19 protein-coding genes are annotated in these 19,042 nt (G+C 59.2%); 10 read left to right on the top strand and 9 right to left on the bottom strand.

The window, feature by feature from the left end; all coding sequences use genetic code 11:
* Positions 1–63 precede the first annotated feature (63 nt).
* On the top strand, positions 64–1,758 hold the full coding sequence (locus ACR0AG_RS05825) for a thiamine pyrophosphate-binding protein (RefSeq protein WP_480837290.1): 1,695 nt from the start codon (positions 64–66) through the stop codon (positions 1,756–1,758).
* Here the strand turns inward: ACR0AG_RS05825 and ACR0AG_RS05820 are convergent.
* Positions 1,719–2,639: a LysR family transcriptional regulator gene (locus ACR0AG_RS05820; RefSeq protein ID WP_480837288.1), complete on the bottom strand. Its 921-nt coding sequence runs from the start codon at positions 2,637–2,639 to the stop codon at positions 1,719–1,721. The genes ACR0AG_RS05825 and ACR0AG_RS05820 overlap by 40 nt on opposite strands.
* Positions 2,640–2,737: 98 nt before the next feature.
* On the opposite strand from ACR0AG_RS05820, the gene ACR0AG_RS05815 reads away from it, so the two are divergent.
* From ACR0AG_RS05815 to ACR0AG_RS05790, 6 genes are all read left to right on the top strand, one after another.
* Positions 2,738–3,871 carry an enolase C-terminal domain-like protein gene (locus ACR0AG_RS05815; RefSeq protein ID WP_480837286.1) on the top strand — a complete coding sequence of 378 codons (1,134 nt, stop codon included), beginning with the start codon at positions 2,738–2,740 and terminating at the stop codon, positions 3,869–3,871.
* The gene (locus ACR0AG_RS05810) at positions 3,868–5,118 is read left to right on the top strand and encodes an NAD(P)/FAD-dependent oxidoreductase (RefSeq protein WP_480837284.1); all 1,251 of its coding nucleotides are present in this window, start codon (positions 3,868–3,870) and stop codon (positions 5,116–5,118) included. Before ACR0AG_RS05815 ends, ACR0AG_RS05810 begins: the two co-directional genes overlap by 4 nt.
* Positions 5,119–5,170: 52 nt before the next feature.
* The gene (locus ACR0AG_RS05805; protein WP_480837282.1) at positions 5,171–6,148 is read left to right on the top strand and encodes a TRAP transporter substrate-binding protein; all 978 of its coding nucleotides are present in this window, start codon (positions 5,171–5,173) and stop codon (positions 6,146–6,148) included.
* A 67-nt stretch (positions 6,149–6,215) separates the two neighbouring features.
* Positions 6,216–6,749, top strand: coding sequence for a TRAP transporter small permease (locus ACR0AG_RS05800; protein ID WP_480837281.1), 534 nt, complete (start codon positions 6,216–6,218; stop codon positions 6,747–6,749).
* Positions 6,750–6,753: 4 nt separating this feature from the next.
* Complete coding sequence (locus ACR0AG_RS05795; RefSeq protein ID WP_170792044.1) at positions 6,754–8,067, top strand: TRAP transporter large permease subunit; 1,314 nt, start codon at positions 6,754–6,756, stop codon at positions 8,065–8,067.
* A 6-nt stretch (positions 8,068–8,073) separates the two neighbouring features.
* Positions 8,074–8,994: a hypothetical protein gene (locus ACR0AG_RS05790; protein WP_480837279.1), complete on the top strand. Its 921-nt coding sequence runs from the start codon at positions 8,074–8,076 to the stop codon at positions 8,992–8,994.
* Here the strand turns inward: ACR0AG_RS05790 and ACR0AG_RS05785 are convergent.
* On the bottom strand, positions 8,991–10,271 hold the full coding sequence (locus tag ACR0AG_RS05785; protein WP_480837278.1) for a cytochrome-c peroxidase: 1,281 nt from the start codon (positions 10,269–10,271) through the stop codon (positions 8,991–8,993). The genes ACR0AG_RS05790 and ACR0AG_RS05785 overlap by 4 nt on opposite strands.
* A 3-nt stretch (positions 10,272–10,274) precedes the next feature.
* Here ACR0AG_RS05785 and ACR0AG_RS05780 point away from each other — a divergent pair, with 3 nt between their 5' ends.
* Entirely contained in the window at positions 10,275–10,745 is a 471-nt protein-coding gene (locus tag ACR0AG_RS05780; RefSeq protein WP_480837276.1) for a tetratricopeptide repeat protein, read from the top strand.
* Positions 10,746–10,749: 4 nt separating this feature from the next.
* Here the strand turns inward: ACR0AG_RS05780 and ACR0AG_RS05775 are convergent, their stop codons facing one another.
* The 7 genes from ACR0AG_RS05775 to ACR0AG_RS05745 form a co-directional block, all read right to left on the bottom strand.
* Positions 10,750–11,457, bottom strand: a complete 708-nt coding sequence (locus ACR0AG_RS05775) for a phytanoyl-CoA dioxygenase family protein (protein ID WP_480837274.1) — start codon at positions 11,455–11,457, stop codon at positions 10,750–10,752.
* 68 nt (positions 11,458–11,525) lie between these two features.
* The gene (gene dctP / locus ACR0AG_RS05770; RefSeq protein WP_480837272.1) at positions 11,526–12,593 is read right to left on the bottom strand and encodes a TRAP transporter substrate-binding protein DctP; all 1,068 of its coding nucleotides are present in this window, start codon (positions 12,591–12,593) and stop codon (positions 11,526–11,528) included.
* 24 nt (positions 12,594–12,617) lie between these two features.
* Positions 12,618–13,907: a TRAP transporter large permease gene (locus ACR0AG_RS05765; RefSeq protein ID WP_170572544.1), complete on the bottom strand. Its 1,290-nt coding sequence runs from the start codon at positions 13,905–13,907 to the stop codon at positions 12,618–12,620.
* Positions 13,908–14,495 (bottom strand): TRAP transporter small permease, encoded by a 588-nt coding sequence (locus ACR0AG_RS05760; protein WP_480837269.1) that lies wholly within the window; start codon positions 14,493–14,495, stop codon positions 13,908–13,910. It lies immediately after the preceding gene.
* A 53-nt stretch (positions 14,496–14,548) separates the two neighbouring features.
* Positions 14,549–15,064: a flavin reductase family protein gene (locus ACR0AG_RS05755; protein WP_480837267.1), complete on the bottom strand. Its 516-nt coding sequence runs from the start codon at positions 15,062–15,064 to the stop codon at positions 14,549–14,551.
* Positions 15,064–15,954: an aldo/keto reductase gene (locus tag ACR0AG_RS05750; RefSeq protein WP_480837265.1), complete on the bottom strand. Its 891-nt coding sequence runs from the start codon at positions 15,952–15,954 to the stop codon at positions 15,064–15,066. Before ACR0AG_RS05750 ends, ACR0AG_RS05755 begins: the two co-directional genes overlap by 1 nt.
* Positions 15,954–17,108, bottom strand: a complete 1,155-nt coding sequence (locus ACR0AG_RS05745; RefSeq protein ID WP_480837263.1) for an LLM class flavin-dependent oxidoreductase — start codon at positions 17,106–17,108, stop codon at positions 15,954–15,956. The genes ACR0AG_RS05750 and ACR0AG_RS05745 overlap by 1 nt, the downstream gene beginning before the upstream one ends.
* A 103-nt stretch (positions 17,109–17,211) precedes the next feature.
* On the opposite strand from ACR0AG_RS05745, the gene ACR0AG_RS05740 reads away from it, so the two are divergent.
* Both ACR0AG_RS05740 and ACR0AG_RS05735 read left to right on the top strand, forming a co-directional pair.
* Entirely contained in the window at positions 17,212–17,922 is a 711-nt protein-coding gene (locus ACR0AG_RS05740; protein ID WP_480837261.1) for a GntR family transcriptional regulator, read from the top strand.
* 19 nt (positions 17,923–17,941) lie between these two features.
* Complete coding sequence (locus ACR0AG_RS05735; RefSeq protein WP_480837259.1) at positions 17,942–19,042, top strand: Gfo/Idh/MocA family protein; 1,101 nt, start codon at positions 17,942–17,944, stop codon at positions 19,040–19,042.

The following is a 19,042-nucleotide window of genomic DNA, read 5'->3' as shown; positions in this document are numbered from 1 at the left end:
GAAATCAATATACAAAACTGTATACAGCTCTGTGTGCAAAGATAGCCAAAGGAATCGCAAGCTATGACAGGAACGAACTATCTGACCGGAGCCGAGGCGATGGTGCGTATGCTTGAGGCGCATGGCGTGAAACACATGTTCGGCCTGTGTGGTGACACCACCTTGCCCTTCTATGATGCCCTGGCCCGTATGGATCATGGCATTCAGCATATTCTGACACGGGATGAACGCCACGCGGCCTACATGGCAGACGGCTATGCGCGTGTGACCGGAAAGCCGGGCGTGTGCGAGGGGCCATCGGGCGGTGGCGCGACCTATATCCTGCCTGGTGTGGTCGAGGCGAATGAAAGCTCGGTCCCGATTTTGGCGATCACATCTGATATTGCCACGACCAGCCGCGGGAAGTATCCTTTGACGGAACTGGACCAGCCCGCCCTGTTCCAGCCGTTGGCCAAGTGGACCGCCTCGTTGGACGATGCGACGCGCCTGCCTGCAATGATGCGGGCCGCGTTCCGGGCGATGACGACAGGAACGCCGGGGGCAGCGCATTTGGCTCTGCCGTTCGACACCCAGAAGGCGCAGGTCGATGAGGCAGAGATTTGGGCAGACGCCCGCCACCGCAGTTACCCAGCGGAAAGGGCAGCGCCAGACCCAGACGCTATTGCAGAGGCGGCAGAGGTTCTGTCGAAGGCGAAATCAGCCGTGGCCATTTGCGGCGGCGGCCCGGTTCTTTCAGGCGCCGAAGGCGCGCTGCGCAGGGTTGCAAGCTTGCTCGACATGCCTGTGGCCACCACCGTGTCGGGGCAGGGGTCCATTGCCGAAACCGACCCGCTGGCCTTGGGGGTTGTTGGCTCAAACGGGGGCGTCCCTGCGACGCGCGCCGTTGTGGATAGTGCCGATGTGGTTCTTTTCATCGGATGCCGTGCCGGATCGGTCACCACCGAGCGGTGGCGCAGCCCGGGGCGAAACGCCACGATCATCCATATCGACAGCGATCCGATGGTGATCGGGGCCAATTACCAGACCGAGGTGGCAATCTGCGCCGATGCCCGCCTTGCGCTTGAGGCTTTGGCGGATGCGCTTGAGGCCAGTACGGATCTGAACGCTCAGGGCGGGGCCGCAAAAGCGATGGCTGCGTGGCAGGCAAAACAGGCGGCATTTGCCCCCTTTGCGGCCAGTCGTGAAACGCCGATCCGGCCTGAGGCCGTTATGGCAGCCCTGATGGATATCCTCGACGATGACGCAATTGTCGTGGCCGATCCCGGCACGCCGTGCCCCTATTTCAGTGCGCACTACCGTTGGCGCAAAGCGGGTCGGCAATTCATCACCAACCGGGCGCATGGGGCGCTGGGCTATTCGCTGGGGGCCGCCATGGGTGCCCATGTCGGACGGCCCTCCGTCAAGACCCTGGCAGTGATGGGGGACGGTTCCTTTGGGTTCACCTGTGGTGAGTTCGAAACCATGGTGCGGCACAAGATGCCCATCACCTCGATTGTCTTCTCGAACGCGGTATTCGGGTGGATCAAGGCTGGGCAAAATGCCGGGTTTGATCAGCGCTATTACAACGTCGATTTCAACCGCACAGACCACGCGGCTGTTGCGGCTGCGTTCGGAGTGAAATCATGGACGGTGAAGGACCCCGCCGACCTGCCCAAAGTGCTGCGGCAAGCGGTCGAACATGACGGGCCTACGCTGGTCGACATCCATTCGCAACCGCTTCACGAGGCGGCGGCCCCCGTATCCGAATGGGTGGCGTAAGACGCAATTGAAGGGGTCAATTGGGCCAGAAATTCCTGCGCGATTGTGGACAGAGGCCGTCCTTTGGCCGTGATGATCGCAAGGTCCAGCATGACTGCCGGGCGGAAGGGGCGGGTCTGATACCCGCTCTCTTCGTCGAAGGTTACAGTAAAGGGGTCGATCATCGCGACCCCCATCCCTTGCTTCACAAAGCTCAGCAAATTCTCGGACAGATGGGTGTGGATTTGCGTGCGCCACGTCCGCCCGGCCTTTTGAAACAGGTCACGGGTTCGGTGATGTGTCTGATGTTCCGGCCCCATCACGATGAACGGCTCGTTTTCCAGTATTTCGGGCGTCAGGACGTCATACGCCGCCAACGGGCTGTCTTCGGGAAAGGTCGCTAGAGTTTCAAACTCAAAGGCCTGGTAACTCAGCGTGTCGTGCAGGATGGGCAGTTCGACAATACCGATCTCGAACAGACCCGAGATCACCCATTCCTGAATTTTGGACGAATATTGCGACTGAAAGCTGACCGACAGGTTCGGTCGGGTTTTGGCAAAGCGCGCAATCTCGCGCGGCATGAAGCCAAAAGACAACAGGTGCGGCGCGGCGACCTGTAACTGGCCGGGATGCTTGTTCTGCAGGTCGGTAACAGCCTGCGCGACGTGATCCAACCCTCGCACCACGGTGTCGACCTCACGATACAGCATCTCGGCTTCGGGGGTCGGGAGCAAGCGCCCCTTGGTACGCTCGAACAGCGGCAATCTGGCCTCGCGTTCAAGCTGCGCCAGAAGGTTGCTGATTCCGGGTTGTGAAATCCCCAGAACCGAGGCCGCACCGGTCACGGTTCCCGTTTCCATAATAGCGTGAAACGCCTGCAATTGGCGAAAGCGGAGCGACATAGGCTACCTCATCATTTTTTATGATGAACTTTGAAAGATATAGTATTTGAAATGATATACCGGTCAAGGCAGGCTCTGCCCATACCCCGAGGGATGGAATGAGCGACCTGAGCCAGAAAATTACCGGCTATGACCTGTGGCACCTTGCGCTGCCGGTCACCTCGCGCCGTGATCACGGCATCGGGTCGGTCGAGGGGACCTGTGAAGTGGTCGTCCTTCGGTTGAGGTCCGAAGATGGGTCCGAAGGCTTTGGCGAGGCATCGCCCTGGTCGGTGTTCACCGGCACGCCCGAAGCGACCTATGCCGCGTTGAATCGTTACCTGCGCCCGATCGTTCTGGGCGCGCGCGTTGGGGATCGGGCCGGGGTCATGGCGCAGGCGACCCATGCTGTGGCCCATTGTACCGAAGCCAAAGCGGCGCTCGAATCCGCTTTGCTGGACCTTGCTGGTCGGATCAGCGGCGTTCCGGTGTGGTCGCTGATGGGCGGGCGGTGTCGCGACACAATCCCGCTAAGCTGTTCCATCGCGAACCCCGATTTCTCTCAGGATATCGATCTTCTCGCACGGCTGCAGAATGATGGCGTGCGGATCGTGAAGCTGAAAACCGGGTTCAAAGATCATGCTTTCGACATCATGCGGCTGGAGTATCTGGCCAGGAACCATCCCGAATTCTCGGTTCGCGTGGACTATAACCAAGGTCTCAGTATCGAAGAGGCCACGGCGCAGGTTCTGGACGTGGCGGCCTTTGCCCCGGATTTCATCGAACAACCGGTGCGCGCACATCATTACGGCATGATGGCAAGGCTGCGGCAGTTGACGAATGTGCCTTTGCTGGCTGACGAAAGTGTCTTTGGCCCCGAGGATATGGAACGCGCGGCGCGCGAAGGGATTTGCGACGGGGTGTCCGTCAAGATCATGAAATCCGGCGGCCTGTCGCGGGGTCAGTCGGTGGCACGGATTGCAGCAGCCCACGGGCTGACAGCCTATGGCGGCGATATGTTCGAGGCTGGTCTGGCGCATCTGGCCGGCACGCATATGATAGCAGCCACACCGGAAATCGCGTTAGGGTGCGAATTCTATCAGGCCTCATATTTTCTGAAGGAAGACATTTTGGAAGAACCGTTCCAAATCTCGAATGGGCACGTCGTTGTCCCTGATGGCCCGGGATTGGGCGGAAAACCCGATCTGGGCAAGCTGGATCACTACGCAGTGTCAAAGGTGGTGGCGGCATGAGCGGGACCAATACCATCGCCATTATCGGCGCAGGGATTGTGGGCGTCTCAGCCGCGATTTGGTTGCAACGCGAAGGCCATGACGTGATCCTGATCGACATGGCTGGCCCAGGCGAGGGGACATCCCACGGGAATGGCGGGGTGCTGGCCTCGTGTTCGGTCGTGCCGGTGACGGTGCCGGGGTTGTTGGGCAAGGCACCCAAAATGCTGCTGAACCCGTCGCAGCCCTTGTTTCTGAAATGGGGTTACCTGCCAAAGCTGCTGCCTTGGCTGCGGCAATATTTGCGCCACGCAAACACCCGGGACGTCGAGCGCATTGCCGCTGCCTTGACCCCGATCATTGGTGACAGTCTGAATGATCACAAGGCCTTGGCCGAAGGCACCGGGGCTGAAAAATGGCTTGAGCCGTCCGACTACCTGTTCCTCTACGGCAATCGTGCCCAATATCAGGCGGATAGTTTTGGCTGGGGCATTCGGCGCAAGAACGGGTTTTCCTGGGATGAGTTAGAGGGGCAGTCGTTCTACGACTATGACCCGGTGTTTACCAGGGACCTGGGCTTTGCCGTCAGGCTTTCCGGGCACGGCCACATCACTGACCCGGGACAGTATGTGAAAGATCTGGCCGCGCATGTCGAACAGGCCGGGGGCCGTATCATCCGTGCCAAGGTAGAAGACATCGCCAGCGAAAACGGACAGGTGACCGGCGTACGCGCAGGGGGTGAGACGATCCCCTGCGACACCGCCATCTTGACGGCGGGTGTTTGGTCCGGCCCTCTGGCCAAGCGGCTTGGCATCTCCGTCCCGCTGGAAAGCGAACGCGGGTATCACCTTGAATTGGTTGAACCTTCTGCGATGCCGCGCAGCCCTGTTATGGTGACTTCGGGCAAGTTTGTTGCCACACCAATGAAAGGGCGCATACGATTGGCGGGGATTGTCGAGTTCGGAGGGCTTGACGCTCCGCCTTCGCGCGCACCGTTTGAATTGTTGCGCCGGAACGCAAAAGCCGTGTTCCCGGGCATGACATGGAAGGAGGAAGTGGAATGGATGGGGCACAGGCCCGCACCGTCTGACTCGATCCCGGTGATCGGAGACGTTCCCGGTATCGAAGGGGCCTATATGGGTTTCGGGCATCATCACATCGGCCTGACCGGAGGGCCTAAGACAGGGCGCCTGTTGGCGCAAATGATCACGGGCAGAAAACCGAATACGGATATGAGCGCCTACGCACCTTCGCGCTTTGCTACATAGGGACAAGCCGATGCGGAACATCGGCACATCATAATTCAATAGGGAGAAAACGATGAAAAAACTGACACATCTTCTGGCGGCCACCGCTTTGACCGCCGCATCCGCCGCGCCTGCATTGGCCGAGAAATGGGATATGCCGATGGCGTATTCGGCTTCGAACTTCCATTCGGCCACGGGCGCTGAGTTCGCCAAATGCGTGACCACCGGAACGGGCGGCGAGATCGAGATCGTGACCCACCCCTCGGGGTCGCTGTTCAAGGGCGCCGATATCAAGCGCGCAATTCAGACCGGGCAAGCCCCGATTGGCGAGCGTCTGTTGTCCGGCCACCAGAACGAAAACGCGCTGTTCGGGTTTGACTCGATCCCGTTCCTGGCCACGTCATTCGATGACAGTGCCAAGCTGTGGGAGGCCGCCAAACCTTCGATCGAAGAGCTGTTGGCCGAACAGAACCTGACGCTGCTCTACGCCGTTCCCTGGCCGCCGCAGGGGCTGTATTTCAAGAACGAAGTGAACTCGGTCGCGGATATGGAAGGCATCAAGTTCCGGTCCTATAACAACGCGACCTCACGTCTGGCCGAATTGACTGGAATGCTGCCTGTTACCATCGAGGCCGCTGAAATCAGCCAGGCATTTGCCACTGGTGTGGCGGATTCCATGGTGTCTTCGGGCTCGACCGGGTATGACCGCAAAGTCTGGGAAAGCCTGAATTATTTCTATGAGGTCGACGCCTGGTTGCCGCGCAACTATGTGATGGTCAACTCGGATGTCTGGTCCGGCGTGTCGGACGCCAACAAGAACGTCATCAAGGCCTGTGCGGAACTTGCCGAATACGCAGGCAACTGGCGCGCCAAGGAATATACCGGCTTTACGCTGCAGGGTCTGCGCGATGGTGGCATGACCGTTGGTCCCGCATCCGAGCAGATGACCAACGAGCTGAAAGAGATCGGCGTGACCATGACCAACGAATGGCTTGAAGCTGCGGGCGAGCAGGGCAAAGCCATCGTCGACGCGTTCAACTCTTCGCAATAAACGCATGCGCGGGCGGCGGGGTTTCCGCCGCCCGCATCCCAACCAATCATAAAGAAACGGGGACGGTATGGCGGCGTTACGTGGGCTTCGGTCAGTACTGGATTTCATTTACCTTGCAGCAGGGGTTCTGGCGGCGCTCAGCCTGATTGCCATTTTGTTGCTGATCGTGGTGCAAATGCTGGCCCGCTGGACGGGCGAGGTCTTCCCCGGCGCGCCGGACTATGCCGGGTACGCCATGGCGGCCGCGTCCTTCCTTGCCTTCGCCAATGCGTTGAACCGCGGCAGCCATATCCGGGTTTCGATCCTGCTAAACGCGGTGCCCGACAAGGCGCGCCGAATTCTTGAGATTTGGTGTTTTGCCGTCGGCACGGCTGTCATGTGGTACTTCTGCTGGTATGCCTACCGCTTTGTCTATTGGAGCTGGAAGTTCAACGACATCAGTCAGGGTCAGGACAAAACAGCGCTTTGGATTCCTCAATCAACCATGCTGATCGGGGCGGTTATCCTTGCCATCGCTCTGACGGATCACCTGATCCATGTGCTGTTCAAAGGCAACCACCGGATCGTTCGCGATTTGGCTGATCAGAGCCACGGAGAGTAAGAGCATGGAAAACCTGTCTGTCATCATCCTCTTTCTCTTTGTCCTGTTCACTCTGCTGGGCTCTGGTGTCTGGGTCGGGCTTGCCCTGATGGGCGTCGCCTGGGTCGGGATGGAGCTGTTTACCACCCGTCCCGTTGGCGATGTGATGATCACAACGGTCTGGTCGGCCTCGTCCTCATGGACCCTGACCGCGCTGCCGATGTTCATCTGGATGGGAGAAATCCTCTATCGAACACGATTATCCGAAGACATGTTCAAGGGCCTCTCGCCCTGGATGGCGCCGCTGCCGGGCGGTTTGGTGCATACCAACATCGTGGGCTGTACGGTTTTCGCCGCCGTGTCGGGATCTTCGGCGGCCACGTTGACCACTGTTGGCAAGATGTCGATCCCGGAACTGCGTAAGCGCAACTATCCCGAACGAATGATCATCGGCACCCTGACCGGCGCGGCGACGCTGGGTCTGATGATCCCGCCCTCGCTGACGCTGATCGTCTATGGCGTGACGATCAACGAATCCATCACCAAGCTGTTCTTTGCCGGTATCCTGCCAGGCCTTGTGTTGGCGGCCATGTTCATGGGCTATGTCGCGATCTATTCCAAGCTGGGAAAGGACTGGAATCCCAATGACGAGGGCAAGCTGACCTTTCGCGAAAAGATCCGAAACTCACGCTTTCTGCTGCCGGTGATCTTGTTGATCATGGTGGTGATCGGATCGATGTATCTGGGCTATGCTACCGCGACCGAGGCGGCGGCGTTCGGTGTAATAGGCGGGCTGCTATTGGCGGCAGGGCAGGGGTCACTGACCTGGAAGACCTTCACCGAAAGCCTGATGGGTGCAACCCGCACCAGCGCCATGATTGCGTTGATCCTTGCGGGGGCTGCGTTCCTGTCGCTGTCGATGGGCTTTACCGGACTGCCGCGCGGGCTGGCTGACCTGATCGCCGGGTGGGAGCTGACGCGGTTCGAGCTGCTGATGGTTCTGCTGGTCTTTTACATCATCCTGGGGTGTTTCCTTGACGGAATCTCCTCGGTGGTGCTGACCATGGCTGTGGTCGAACCAATGATCCGGGATGCGGGCATCGACCTGATCTGGTTCGGCATCTTCATCGTTGTCGTGGTCGAGATGGCCCAGATCACGCCGCCGATTGGCTTCAACCTCTTTGTGATGCAGGGCATGACCAATCACGAGATGGGCTATATCGCGCGCGCAGCGATCCCGATGTTCCTGATCATGGTGCTGATGGTCTTTGTCCTGATCTGGTTCCCCGAACTGGCCACTTGGCTGCCAGACAACCTACGGCAGAGCCCGGGCGGGTAACGGCAGTTGAACCCGCTCCATGCGGCAGCCCGTCATGGCCCTTACGTCCTGATCGCGGGATTGGTGGCGGGCTTGCTGTTGCCAGGGCTGGCGCAGCCGATGCGCCCGCTGCTGCCGCCGCTGGTGATCCTGTTGCTGTTCGTCACGGTGCTGAGGATGGAGCCTGCGGCGATCCTCGGCTCGCTTGGAGATCTGCACAAGGTCGCCCTGACGGTCATCGGATTTCAGTTCGTCGCGCCAATGTTGATCCTGGCAATTGGGTTTGCGGGCGGATGGACGGGGACGCCGGTGTTACTGGCGCTGTTGATCATGGCCGCCGCACCGTCGATTTCCGGCAGTCCGAATATGTGCCTGATGATGGGGTACCCGGCGGAACACGCGCTGCGTCTTATGGTCGTGGGTACGGCGGTCCTGCCGCTGACGGCTGTGGCGATCTTTTGGATGATGCCCGCGTTGGGCGATGTGCAATTCGTCCTGATTGCGGGTCTGCGGCTGCTGGTGACCATCGCTGTTGCCACCGGAGCGGCCATCGCAGTGCGACGGATATGGCTGCGCAGCCCGCCCCAGTCAACGCTGCTGAACCTCGAAGGGCTGGGTACGATCACTCTGGCCGTCTTTGTGATTGGCCTCATGCCGTCGGTTAGCGCCGTTGCGCTCACTTCCCCAATGACCGCGATGTTCTGGATCCTGCTGGCCTGTCTGGCGAATTTCGGGGCGCAGATGGTTTCGCTCATTGTGACCAGAGGCAGAATGCCCGCCGCGCAGTCAACTGCTGTGTCGATTATCGCAGGCAACCGAAATATCGCGATATTCTTTGTGGCTCTGCCGCCAGAGGTCACGGCGCCGATCATGGTTTTTATCGGGGCGTATCAAATCCCGATGTATCTGACGCCCACGGTCATGCGGAGGATTTATGTCAACGCTTAAGGCTCGAACCCCTCGGGTATGCCAAACGGCGGTGCGTCAACACTGGTGCCCGTCAAGGCACCCAGAAAAGCGACCAGTTCGTCAATCTCGGCATCCGAAAGCGTGACCGGGGTGATGTCGATCCTGGCCTTCTGGCGCGCCAATTCCGGGGCGTCCTGCCAGACGATGAAATCGACCTTCTCCAACCATGGGACCTCTGGCAAATTCGCCTGATCGGGTGACCATCCTGCAAAGCTTTGCACGGGGTTCAGGTGGTGCCGGATTATGCTTTTCAGATCAGGAAACGCACCGTTGTGCCCATAAGGCGCCGTCAGGGCAACATTGCGCAGCATCGGTGTGCGAAAGCGATAGGCGTCCTCCAGACGGTTGCTTTCACCCATCCGGCCAACATCGCGCACATACGGGTCCCATTGCCGGGTGCGACCCGGCCCAAAGGGCGGCAGGGCCAGCGCGTGGAATTCTTGATCTGACATCAACGGGCCGGAATGGCAGGTCGAGCACTGCGCCTTGCCGTAAAACAGCTCCATCCCCCGTTCTTGGATCGGCGAAAGCGCCGCTTGGTCTCCGGCCAGATACTGGTCAAACGGGCTGTCGGTGCTGCGCCACTCCAGGGCCATGAACGCGGCAAGGGTGTTGACGACCTGCGTGATGGTGATGTCCTCGGTCGTGTCGACCTCGTCAAAGGCGGCGACCATAGCGGGTCCATAGCGGGGATCGGTTCGAACGCGCTTGGCCAGAATGGGCCAGCCTTTGTCGATCCGGTCATTCACCGCGCCGGTGACCTCGTTCTCGGCCACATTGCCGGCCATCTCGAACTGCGACGTCAAAGGAAACAGCGCCTGCGCGGCCAGCAATGAGTTCAGACCTTCGGGCAGCCATTCCTGCGCGGGAGAGTTGAAGCCGTTTCCGTATACGTCAGAGATGCTCAGCCGACCGTCGTGGAACACGGTGTGAATGTCCTTGGCGCCAAGGTTCCACAGGCCCGGCGAATTGCGCGGGATGCGCTTGCGGATTCTGTCTGCCCCGACGCCGGGCGTGCGGTCGGGTCCCAGACCTTGCCCGCCTTCGCCGATGCCCAGTGACAGACCGTCAGATGTGCCCAGATCCGGGTGATGGCAATGCGCGCAAGAGATGTTCTGATTGCCCGACAGGATCGGATCGTAAAAAAGCTGATGACCGATGGCGGCCTGTTCCCTATCAAAGAACAGAAAGTCATCATCGGTCAGCGGGCGCGGCAAATCCTGCGCTGCCGCCGCGCCGACGAAAAGGAAAGCCAACCCATGCGCCAGTTTGTATTTGCCCTTTGCCTGCTTGCGACCCCGGCGCTGGCCGAGTTGGAACAGGCCCGTGACATGATGGAGGCCAGGCAATTTGAAGCCGCGCGCGAAGCGCTGATGCCAGCCGCGCGGTCGGGCAATGCCGAGGCCGAAGAATTGATCGGCGTGATGTACGGGTTGGGTCTGGGGGTCGAGCAGGACTATGAACGGGCGTTCGAGTGGTACCTGCGCGCCTCGATGAAGGGACACCCGGGCGCGCAGTCGGGGGTCGGCTGGTACTATGAGCTGGGTCTGGGAATGCCCGCGCCTGATCTGGTGCGGGCCTATATGTGGTACACGCTCAGCGCCATTGGCGGCGATCCCGACGCGGCGATCAGCCTTGAGGAAGTGGTCAAGAAAATGTCGCCGGAGCAGATTGAAAGAGCGCATATTCTGGTGGATGACTACAAAGGGTGGATGTATCCGTTCAGGTGACGGTTCAGTCTCGCAACGGTTTGGCAAACCGTTTCGGTGCATTGGTTTCCGGGTCGATGATCGCGCCCGAGGAATACTGGCAGACAAAGGCCCGGCGCGGGTTTTGCGTCGAATTCGCGCCAGAGCTGTGCAGCGTCAAGCTTGAAAACGCCACGATTGTACCCGCTTTGCAGGTCATTGGCGTTCCTGACTCACTGCCGAAATAGCCGTTAAGCTCGTTGCTTTCGTCCTGCCATTCGTGGCGGTCCAGACCGGGTTCGGCATCCAGGTCGCGCGGCAGGATATAGACACAGCCGTTTTCTTCGGTGGCGTCGTCAACGGCGATCCAGACGGTCAGATAAGGCGTGTGGTCAAAGCCCACATAGGCCCCGTCCTGATGCCATGCAAAACTGGCGCCTTTGCCAGCCCCTTTGACAACAAACTGTTCGTTAAACAGCATCGGGTCTTCAATGCCGCAGGCGGCGGTGATCTCGGCGATCTTGCGGCCCAGCAAAAAGTCTTCAAGCTGCGGAAATTCGGGGTGCCGGTGGCGCAAAAAGCGGCGTGCGTCGCCCAGGCCAATTTTGTGAATATCCCCGCTGCCGCCATCATGAGCGGGCTCTTCCAAAAGGGTGTCGCAAGTGCTGCGCAGAATCTGCAATTCCTCTGGGGACAGGGCGTTCTCGAATACAAGATAGCCTTGGCGGCGAAATGCGTCGCTGTGATCCAGCATGAGGGGCTTCTCCGGCGCGGGTGAGGGATTGCGCGCGGCGGAAGCCGCGCGCAGGTTTTCAAGCTGGCTTACTGGGTTTCAGCAGCGCGGGTCGCGGCAATCTCGGCCTCAGCCTCAGCAACAGCTGCGACCAAAGCGTCATAGGCGGCTTCACCGCCGTCTACGTTCGCTTTGAACCAGTCGTAAACAGGGGCCGCAGCCTCTTTGAACGCCGCTTTTTCTTCGGGCGTCGGCACATAGAGGTCGCCGCCTTCGGCGACGAATTCCTCATAGGCCTGAATCGACTTGCGCTTGGGCGAGGCGAATGTGGCCTGCTGCAGCTGATAGAAACCGTCGACAACGACGTTGCGCAGTTCCGGCGGCATCGACATGAACTTTTCGTTGTTCATGAACCACAGCGCGCCCATGTATGCGTGCCCGTCAAGCGTGACGTATTTCAGACCTGCATCCGGGAATTTCATGCCCATGATGTCCGTAATCCCGTTCTTGGAGCCTTCGACAACTCCGGTCTGGAAGCTGGTGAACAGTTCCGGCCACGGGATCGGGGTGGGGGATGCGCCAAGTGCCTTGACCAACTCTTGCGGTAGGTCGGCGACCACGGTGCGGATTTTCAGACCTTCCATATCGCCGGGGTTGGTCACGCGACGCTGCGTGTTGGCAAAGTTGCGCCAACCGCCGGTGTTGCCGATGGTCATCAGGCGCAATGCACCGCCCGAGTTTTCGGCGACCATTTCCTGCATCTTGGTTACAAAGGGCGATCCGTTGGCCAAAGCTGCCTCGGCAACGCGGTCATCGGACATCAGATAAGGCAGGTCCAACACCTGAACAAAGGGGAAGATGCCCGAGGTGCCGCCCGACGTCTGGATCACGATATCGATCTGACCTTCGGCCACACCCTGCAGGCATTCCGCGCCGTTCGAACACAGCTGCGTGCCGATGAACAGCTCAACCTCGATGGCGCCGTTTGATGCGGCTTCGACGTAGTTTTTGAAGACAACCAGACCATCATAGTCTTCGTCGTTTTCGTTCGAGTTCGCCGTGGCGCGCAGTGTGAAATCGGCTGCGGTCGCCGCGATGGCAGAGGCAGCGACCAGCGACGTTGCGACGGCTGCTGTCTTGATGAAACTTCTGAGCATGCGTTTCCTCCCTATGGATCTCAGTCAGTTTGCAAATCCCGTTATCCTCGGGATCGTCATGGATATTGCGGGGACATAGGTGATCAAGAAGATCACTATGATTTCGACTGCCAGGAACGGCAGAATGGCCTTGGCGATGGTTTCCACTTTCTCACGCGATACGGCAGCGGCCACGAACAGGACCAACCCCATCGGCGGCGTGGCCAGGCCAACGGTCAGGTTGACGCTCATGATAATGGCAAAATGGATTGGGTCCACACCCAGGCTTGTGAAGATTGGGCCAAGGATCGGTCCAAGGATGATGATGGCCGGGCCTGCATCCAGGAACATGCCGACGATGAACAACAGCAAGTTGATCAGGAACAACAGGATCAGCGGGTTTTCCGACAGGCTAAGGATCAGCGAGGCCAACTGCTCGGGCGCATGGCTGAGGCTGACCACCGTCTTGAACGCCATCGCGGCACCCACCAACAGCAGAACAACGGCCGAAGTCAGGCCCGCATTGCTGAGGATTTCCGGCACCTCTTTTAGTGTCAGCGTGCGTAGAACAAAGAACCCAATGATAAAGGCATAGCCCACGGCAACCGCCGCCGCCTCGGTCGGGGTGAAAATACCGCCAAGGATGCCGCCCAGAATGATGACGGGCGTCAGCAGCGGGAAAAACGCCTTGAGGCTGGCCTGACGCCGCTCGCCCCATGTATATTTCCGGCTGGCGACAGGAAAATCGTATTTGTCGGCCATGAATTTGATCATCAGCATCAACCCGACGCCGACCATCACGCCCGGCACGATGCCCGCAAGGAACAGGGCGGCGACGCTTTCGCCCATGACATAGGCGTAGATGATCATGATGCCCGAAGGCGGAATAATTGGCCCGATCACGGAACTCGCCGCGGTGATCGCAGCCGCGAATTTGCGGGTATAGCCCTGTTTTTCCATCGCCGGGATCAGCATCGAACCCAAAGCTGACGTATCAGCCACAGCCGAGCCCGACAGTCCGGCGAACAGGATCGAGCTGAGGACGTTCACATGCGCCAGACCGCCGCGCAGATGCCCCATCAGGGCCTGGCTGAATTCAACAAGGCGAATGGTGATGCCGCCGCGGTTCATCAGCTCTCCGGCCAGCATGAAAAACGGGATTGCCATCAGCGGAAAGCTGTCCATGCCGTTGTAGACATTGCGATAAAGCAGCGTGATGTCGTTGGTCTGACCATTCAGCCAAAGCAGAATACCAGGCGCGGCCAGAAGCGCGAAAAAGACCGGCAGACCGATCATCAGGAAGATAAGGAATGTGGGCAGGAACCAGATCAGCATTTATTCGGCCCCCACCGGTGCGTCGGCAATGTCGGGCAGCAGATCACCGCCGCCCATCAGCGTTACAATTGCGCGTAAAATCAGCTCGATATTGACGGCGATCAGCAGGACGACCCCAACCAGCAAGGATGCCATCATCCAACTGCGCGGAATGCGAAACCACTCATCGAAGCTGAACGATGTGGGCAGATACAGCGCGGCGGTGGCGAATTTTCCGCCAAAGCCGGTGACTTCGGACCAACCAATGCCCACTGCGACCAGCAGCACCGCCAGCGACACAAAAAGCAGAAACAGCATCAGGATCTGACCCACGATACGCGGCAGCATCAAGGGCACCATATCGATGGCCACGAATCCACCGCGCCTGAACGCCGTGGGGGCCATCAGGCCGGTCATCCATAACATGCAGAACCGCGCGGCCTCGTCCGGCCAGGGCAGGGCATTGCCCAAAACATATCGAAAGAACACCTGAACCAGGATTGCGATCACCATCAATGCAATCGCAACGACGCCAACCGCGCGGCCAAAACGCAGCACGGTTTCGTTCACGAATGCAATCGGCTTTAACGCCGATGCCAGTCCGCCCATGCGGATCCTCCCTTGTTCAGCCGCGGGTTCGTCCCGCGGTCATCATATCGCGCTTAGGTTTGCGCGAATTGGCCGAGTTTTCCGGCATAAAAGGTCAGCGCGTCTCCATCGCTCATGCTGGCCTTCAGGACTTTGCCCACCATGATAACGTGATCGCCTGCGTTGTGGTAAGCGTGTTGCTCGCATTCGAAATGCGCCAGACAATCCGGCAGCAAAGGTGTTCCGTTCTCGCAGCGGTGATGCTGGATTTCTTTCAGCGCATACGCATCCTTGGAACAGCCAAAACACAGCTCGGCCTGTTCGGCGGACAGGACATGCACGCTAAAGTGCTTGGCGGCCTGGAAATACCGAAACCGGCGAGAGTTTCGGTCACCGGCCCACATGATCAGCGGCGGATCGAGAGACAGGGACGAGAAACTGTTTGCGGTGATGCAGATCGGCCCGTCTTCGCTGTCGCAGGTTACAATCGTCACGCCCGTGGCAAAGCGCCCAAAGGCGTCGCGCAAGGTGCGCGTGTCTTCTTCGTGGGGGACAAAAGTCCGCGTCATATCGCGTGAAATTGCATTCATCATGGCACCTCGTGACCCAGTGCGGCTTCGTAGAGGCGGAACCAGCTTTCCCGGTCCAGCGTGACCTTGTTGGCGTCCGACAGGCGCTTGATCCGGTCCAGATTGTTGGTGCCCATCACCGGCAGGATGCCTGCAGGATGGGCCAGCAGGAATGCGACCGCTACGGCGGCACGATCCACACCGAACTCCGCCGCAATTTCGTCAGCGACCAACCCGACCGGAGGGTTCCCGGCCATCAGCAGCCCACCACCCAGGGGCGACCATGCCATCACCGGGTGACCGTGTTGTTGATGAAAAACCAGATCACCATTGGTGAAGGGGTTGATTTCGCCCAGTGAAATTTCGATCTGATTAGTAACCAGCGGCGTTTTCATCGCCGATTGCAGCAATTGCCAGTCCCAGGGCCGGAAATTCGACACACCCACAGCACCAACCTTGCCGCTGGCGACAATCTCATCCAGCGCCGCACCCGTTTCATGATGGTCCATCATGGGGTCAGGACGGTGGATCAGCAGCAGGTCGATGTGATCAATGGCCATCTCGGACAGCGAGGTTTCGACCGATTTCACGATATGCGCGCGCGAAGTGTCGTAGTATTTGCACTTGGCGGCAGAAAACCGCCCAACCGGCGCGACAATGTCGCATTTGGTGACGATTTCCATCTTTTGTCGAAGGCCCGGATTGGCGCGCAGGGCGTTGCCCAACACCGCTTCGGCTTCATAACCGCCGTAGATGTCCGCCTGATCGAACGTGGTGATGCCCTGATCAAGACAGGCCTGGATCTTGGCCTCGACATGTGTCGCCGACGTATCGCTATCATCGCCCAAGCGCCACATGCCATAGACGATGCGGCTCATTTCCAACGTTGAAGATAGTTTTACACGTTGCATCAGCGGCGCTCTCCGTTGCCCAGCGGCGTGGCCGGGGTTGTCTTTGGGACCCGCCCGTAAGCTTCGGGCAGGGAACAGGTTTTCAGGTTTGGCATCATACGCGCGCCGAAATGGCGGGCTTCGTCAAGATGCGGGTAACCCGAGAAGATGAAGGCGCGGATGCCCATCTTCTGATATTCCTCGATCTTGGTCATGACCTGATCGGTCGAGCCAACAAGTGCCGCGCCGCAGCCTGACCGGGCGCGACCAACGCCGGTCCACAGACCAGGTTCGATATACCCGTATTCATCCGCCAGATCGCGGTTCTTGGATTGATGCGCCACGCCCAGCGAAGTCGAATCCAATGCCCGTTCGCGAATGGCGCGGCCGTATTCGTCATCCAACTTCGAGACGATGTAATCGGCATATTCCTGCGCCTCGGCTTCGGTATCGCGAACGATCATGTGAACGCGCAAACCATAGTCCAACGTGCGGTTGTAATTCTCTGCGACCGCGTGAACCGCTTTCATGCGTTCTGCCAGTTGGTCCTTGGTTTCAGGCCACATCAGGTAGACGTCGCAGTGTTCGCCACACAGATCCAGCGCCGAGGGCGAGTAGCCGCCGAAATACAGCAGCGGGCCGCCTGTCTGATAGGGGCGGGCAGGGTCGGTGGTCAGCCCTGAGAAGTTGTAGACTTCACCGGCGTGATTGATCTCATCCTGTGTCCAGGCCTGTTTCAGGATCTCGACCACCTCGCGCGAACGTTGGTAGCGATAAGCGCTGTCGGCTTTCTCTCCGGGGAAATCGGATGAGATGATGTTGACCGTCAGCCGGCCCTTCAGCATGTGATCCAGCGTCGCGATGGTGCGGGCCAGCATGATGGGCTGCATTTCACCGCACCGCACGGCGGCCAGCAGGTTGATCCGATCCGTGATCGGCGCGCAGCCTGCAACAAAGCTGAGTGTATCCTGCCCGACCTGGTAGGAGGACGGGCACAGAATGTTGCGAAACCCCTGCGCCTCAGCCTCTTTCACGATGTCCGAGCAATGTTCCCAACTGGATCGCAGGTCGCCGTCGGGCGCGCCCAGAAACTGATAATCGTCGGAACACAGCGCCGAAAACCATGACACCTCGGCCGCATCCAGATCAGGCGAGGTGATGGGAACGATGGTCATGCGATTCGTGCTCCGCTTGGGTGTTACTTTTCTCTTGCGTAGCAATCGCATTGATGTAGATCAATAGTGTATCAATTTTTCCTGCGACCGAGTGAAGCGCAACGTGTCCCAGAACAGCCGGAACCCAAATGCCCTGCCGATCTATGTGCAGATCGCGGAATTGCTGATCCGCGACATCGCCGCTGGCCGCTTGATCGACGGAGAGCGCCTGCCGCCAGAGCGGGACATGGCAGCCAATCTGAATGTGTCGGTCGGGACGTTGCGAAAATCGCTCGCCGAGCTTGAGAAAAAAGGGATGTTGGAGCGTATTCAAGGCTCGGGCAATTACGTGCGGGACAGTGGGACGCAAAACAGCGTTTATGCCATGTTCCGGTTGGAATTGCCCGAAGGGGGCGGGTTGCCGCGCGCGGATGTCCTGTCGGTTGATCATTTGGCCAAGCCGTCAGACCTGCCACCGTTCGGTGAATCGCGCACTGGGTCGAGGGTGCGCCGGATGCGCTATCTGAATGACACAATCATCGCTGTCGAGGAAATCTGGCTGGACGAATCGGTTGGAAGTATCGACGAAAACCTGCTGTCGGACTCGCTCTATCGCTACTACCAGCAGCAGTTGGGCTTCTGGATCAGCCGCGCAGAAGACAGGGTTTCGGTCGGTACGTTGCCGGACTGGACACCGCAAGACTTCACCAAACCCGCCGGTGAAACGGTGGGATATATCGAACGCTTCAGCTGGTCGGACAGGTCCGAGCCAGTCGAGTTCTCAAAGACATGGTTCGACCCGGATCGGGCTATTTATGTACAACGCCTGAAATAAGAAGAATGAGGAAACGCGCATGACCCGGACCACACATTACGGGCTGATCGGATGCGGCATGATGGGGCAAGAGCACCTGCACAACATTGCTTTGCTTGAAAACACGCAGGTTGCCGCGATTTTTGAACCCGATCCGGAAATGGCTAAACGCGCACGCCAGATCGTCCCTGGTGCGGTCATGGTGTCCTCGATGGAAGAACTGCTTGCGGTCGAGCATCTGGATTGCCTTGTCATCGCAAGCCCGAACCATCTGCATGTCGATCAGCTGGAACAAATTGCGCGGGTACGGCCTTTGCCGTTGCTGGTGGAGAAGCCGCTTTTTACTTCCGCCGATGATCTTGCGCGCCTAACCAAGCTTGAGGCCGACTACCCACACCCGATCTGGGTGGCGATGGAGTATCGGTACATGCCGCCGATCGCGGCCTTGATTGATGCGGCAGAAGACGCAAGCGGTGGGGTTAGGATGCTGTCGATCCGCGAACATCGCTTTCCGTTTCTGGAAAAGGTCGGCAACTGGAACCGGTTCAGCCGCAATACCGGCGGCACTTTTGTCGAGAAATGCTGCCACTTCTTCGACCTGATGCGGTTGATCCTGAAATCCAATCCGGTCCGCGTTTCGGCCATCGGAGGTCAAGCCGTGAACCATCTGGACGAATCCTACGACGGCGAGGTGCCCGATATTCTGGACCATGGCTATGTCATCGTCGAGTTCGCCTCGGGTGCCCGCGCCATGCTGGAACTGTGCATGTTTGCCGAAGGGTCGCGATATCAGGAAGAAATCAGCGCCGTTGGGTCCAAAGGAAAGATCGAGGCCCTCGTGCCTGGGCCAGGCCGGTTCTGGCCTGCGCATCTGGGTGAAGCGCCGACGCCGCAGCTGGTGATCAGCCCGCGCGATCCCAAAGGTCCGATTGTCCGGGAAACGCCTGTGGGCGCGCAGCTGTTGGCGGCGGGGGACCACAATGGATCAACGTTTTATCAGCACGAACGTTTCCTGCAGCTTGTGCGGGGTGAGGTTGACCGCCCCGAAGTGTCCCTGAGTGACGGGGTCTGGGCTGTGAAAATCGGCTTGGCCGCACATCAGTCATTGGAAAGCGGTCAGGCTGTCTCTCTGACCGCGTAG

The sequence above is a fragment of the Ruegeria sp. H6 genome (genome assembly GCF_056532975.1).
This window is presented reverse-complemented; position numbering and strand designations above follow the sequence as displayed.

Bases quoted from the DNA above. Each gene is read 5' to 3' on its own strand.
- ACR0AG_RS05805 (WP_480837282.1), top strand. From the start codon at position 5,171: ATGAAAAAACTGACACATCTTCTGGCGGCCACCGCTTTGACCGCCGCA.
- ACR0AG_RS05815 (WP_480837286.1), top strand. From the start codon at position 2,738: ATGAGCGACCTGAGCCAGAAAATTACCGGCTATGACCTGTGGCACCTT.
- ACR0AG_RS05765 (WP_170572544.1), bottom strand. From the start codon at position 13,907: ATGCTGATCTGGTTCCTGCCCACATTCCTTATCTTCCTGATGATCGGT.
- ACR0AG_RS05775 (WP_480837274.1), bottom strand. From the start codon at position 11,457: ATGCTGGATCACAGCGACGCATTTCGCCGCCAAGGCTATCTTGTATTC.
- ACR0AG_RS05825 (WP_480837290.1), top strand. From the start codon at position 64: ATGACAGGAACGAACTATCTGACCGGAGCCGAGGCGATGGTGCGTATG.
- ACR0AG_RS05820 (WP_480837288.1), bottom strand. From the start codon at position 2,639: ATGTCGCTCCGCTTTCGCCAATTGCAGGCGTTTCACGCTATTATGGAA.
- ACR0AG_RS05755 (WP_480837267.1), bottom strand. From the start codon at position 15,064: ATGAATGCAATTTCACGCGATATGACGCGGACTTTTGTCCCCCACGAA.
- ACR0AG_RS05800 (WP_480837281.1), top strand. From the start codon at position 6,216: ATGGCGGCGTTACGTGGGCTTCGGTCAGTACTGGATTTCATTTACCTT.
- ACR0AG_RS05810 (WP_480837284.1), top strand. From the start codon at position 3,868: ATGAGCGGGACCAATACCATCGCCATTATCGGCGCAGGGATTGTGGGC.
- ACR0AG_RS05735 (WP_480837259.1), top strand. From the start codon at position 17,942: ATGACCCGGACCACACATTACGGGCTGATCGGATGCGGCATGATGGGG.
- ACR0AG_RS05750 (WP_480837265.1), bottom strand. From the start codon at position 15,954: ATGCAACGTGTAAAACTATCTTCAACGTTGGAAATGAGCCGCATCGTC.
- ACR0AG_RS05745 (WP_480837263.1), bottom strand. From the start codon at position 17,108: ATGACCATCGTTCCCATCACCTCGCCTGATCTGGATGCGGCCGAGGTG.
- ACR0AG_RS05760 (WP_480837269.1), bottom strand. From the start codon at position 14,495: ATGGGCGGACTGGCATCGGCGTTAAAGCCGATTGCATTCGTGAACGAA.
- ACR0AG_RS05795 (WP_170792044.1), top strand. From the start codon at position 6,754: ATGGAAAACCTGTCTGTCATCATCCTCTTTCTCTTTGTCCTGTTCACT.
- ACR0AG_RS05780 (WP_480837276.1), top strand. From the start codon at position 10,275: ATGCGCCAGTTTGTATTTGCCCTTTGCCTGCTTGCGACCCCGGCGCTG.
- dctP (WP_480837272.1), bottom strand. From the start codon at position 12,593: ATGCTCAGAAGTTTCATCAAGACAGCAGCCGTCGCAACGTCGCTGGTC.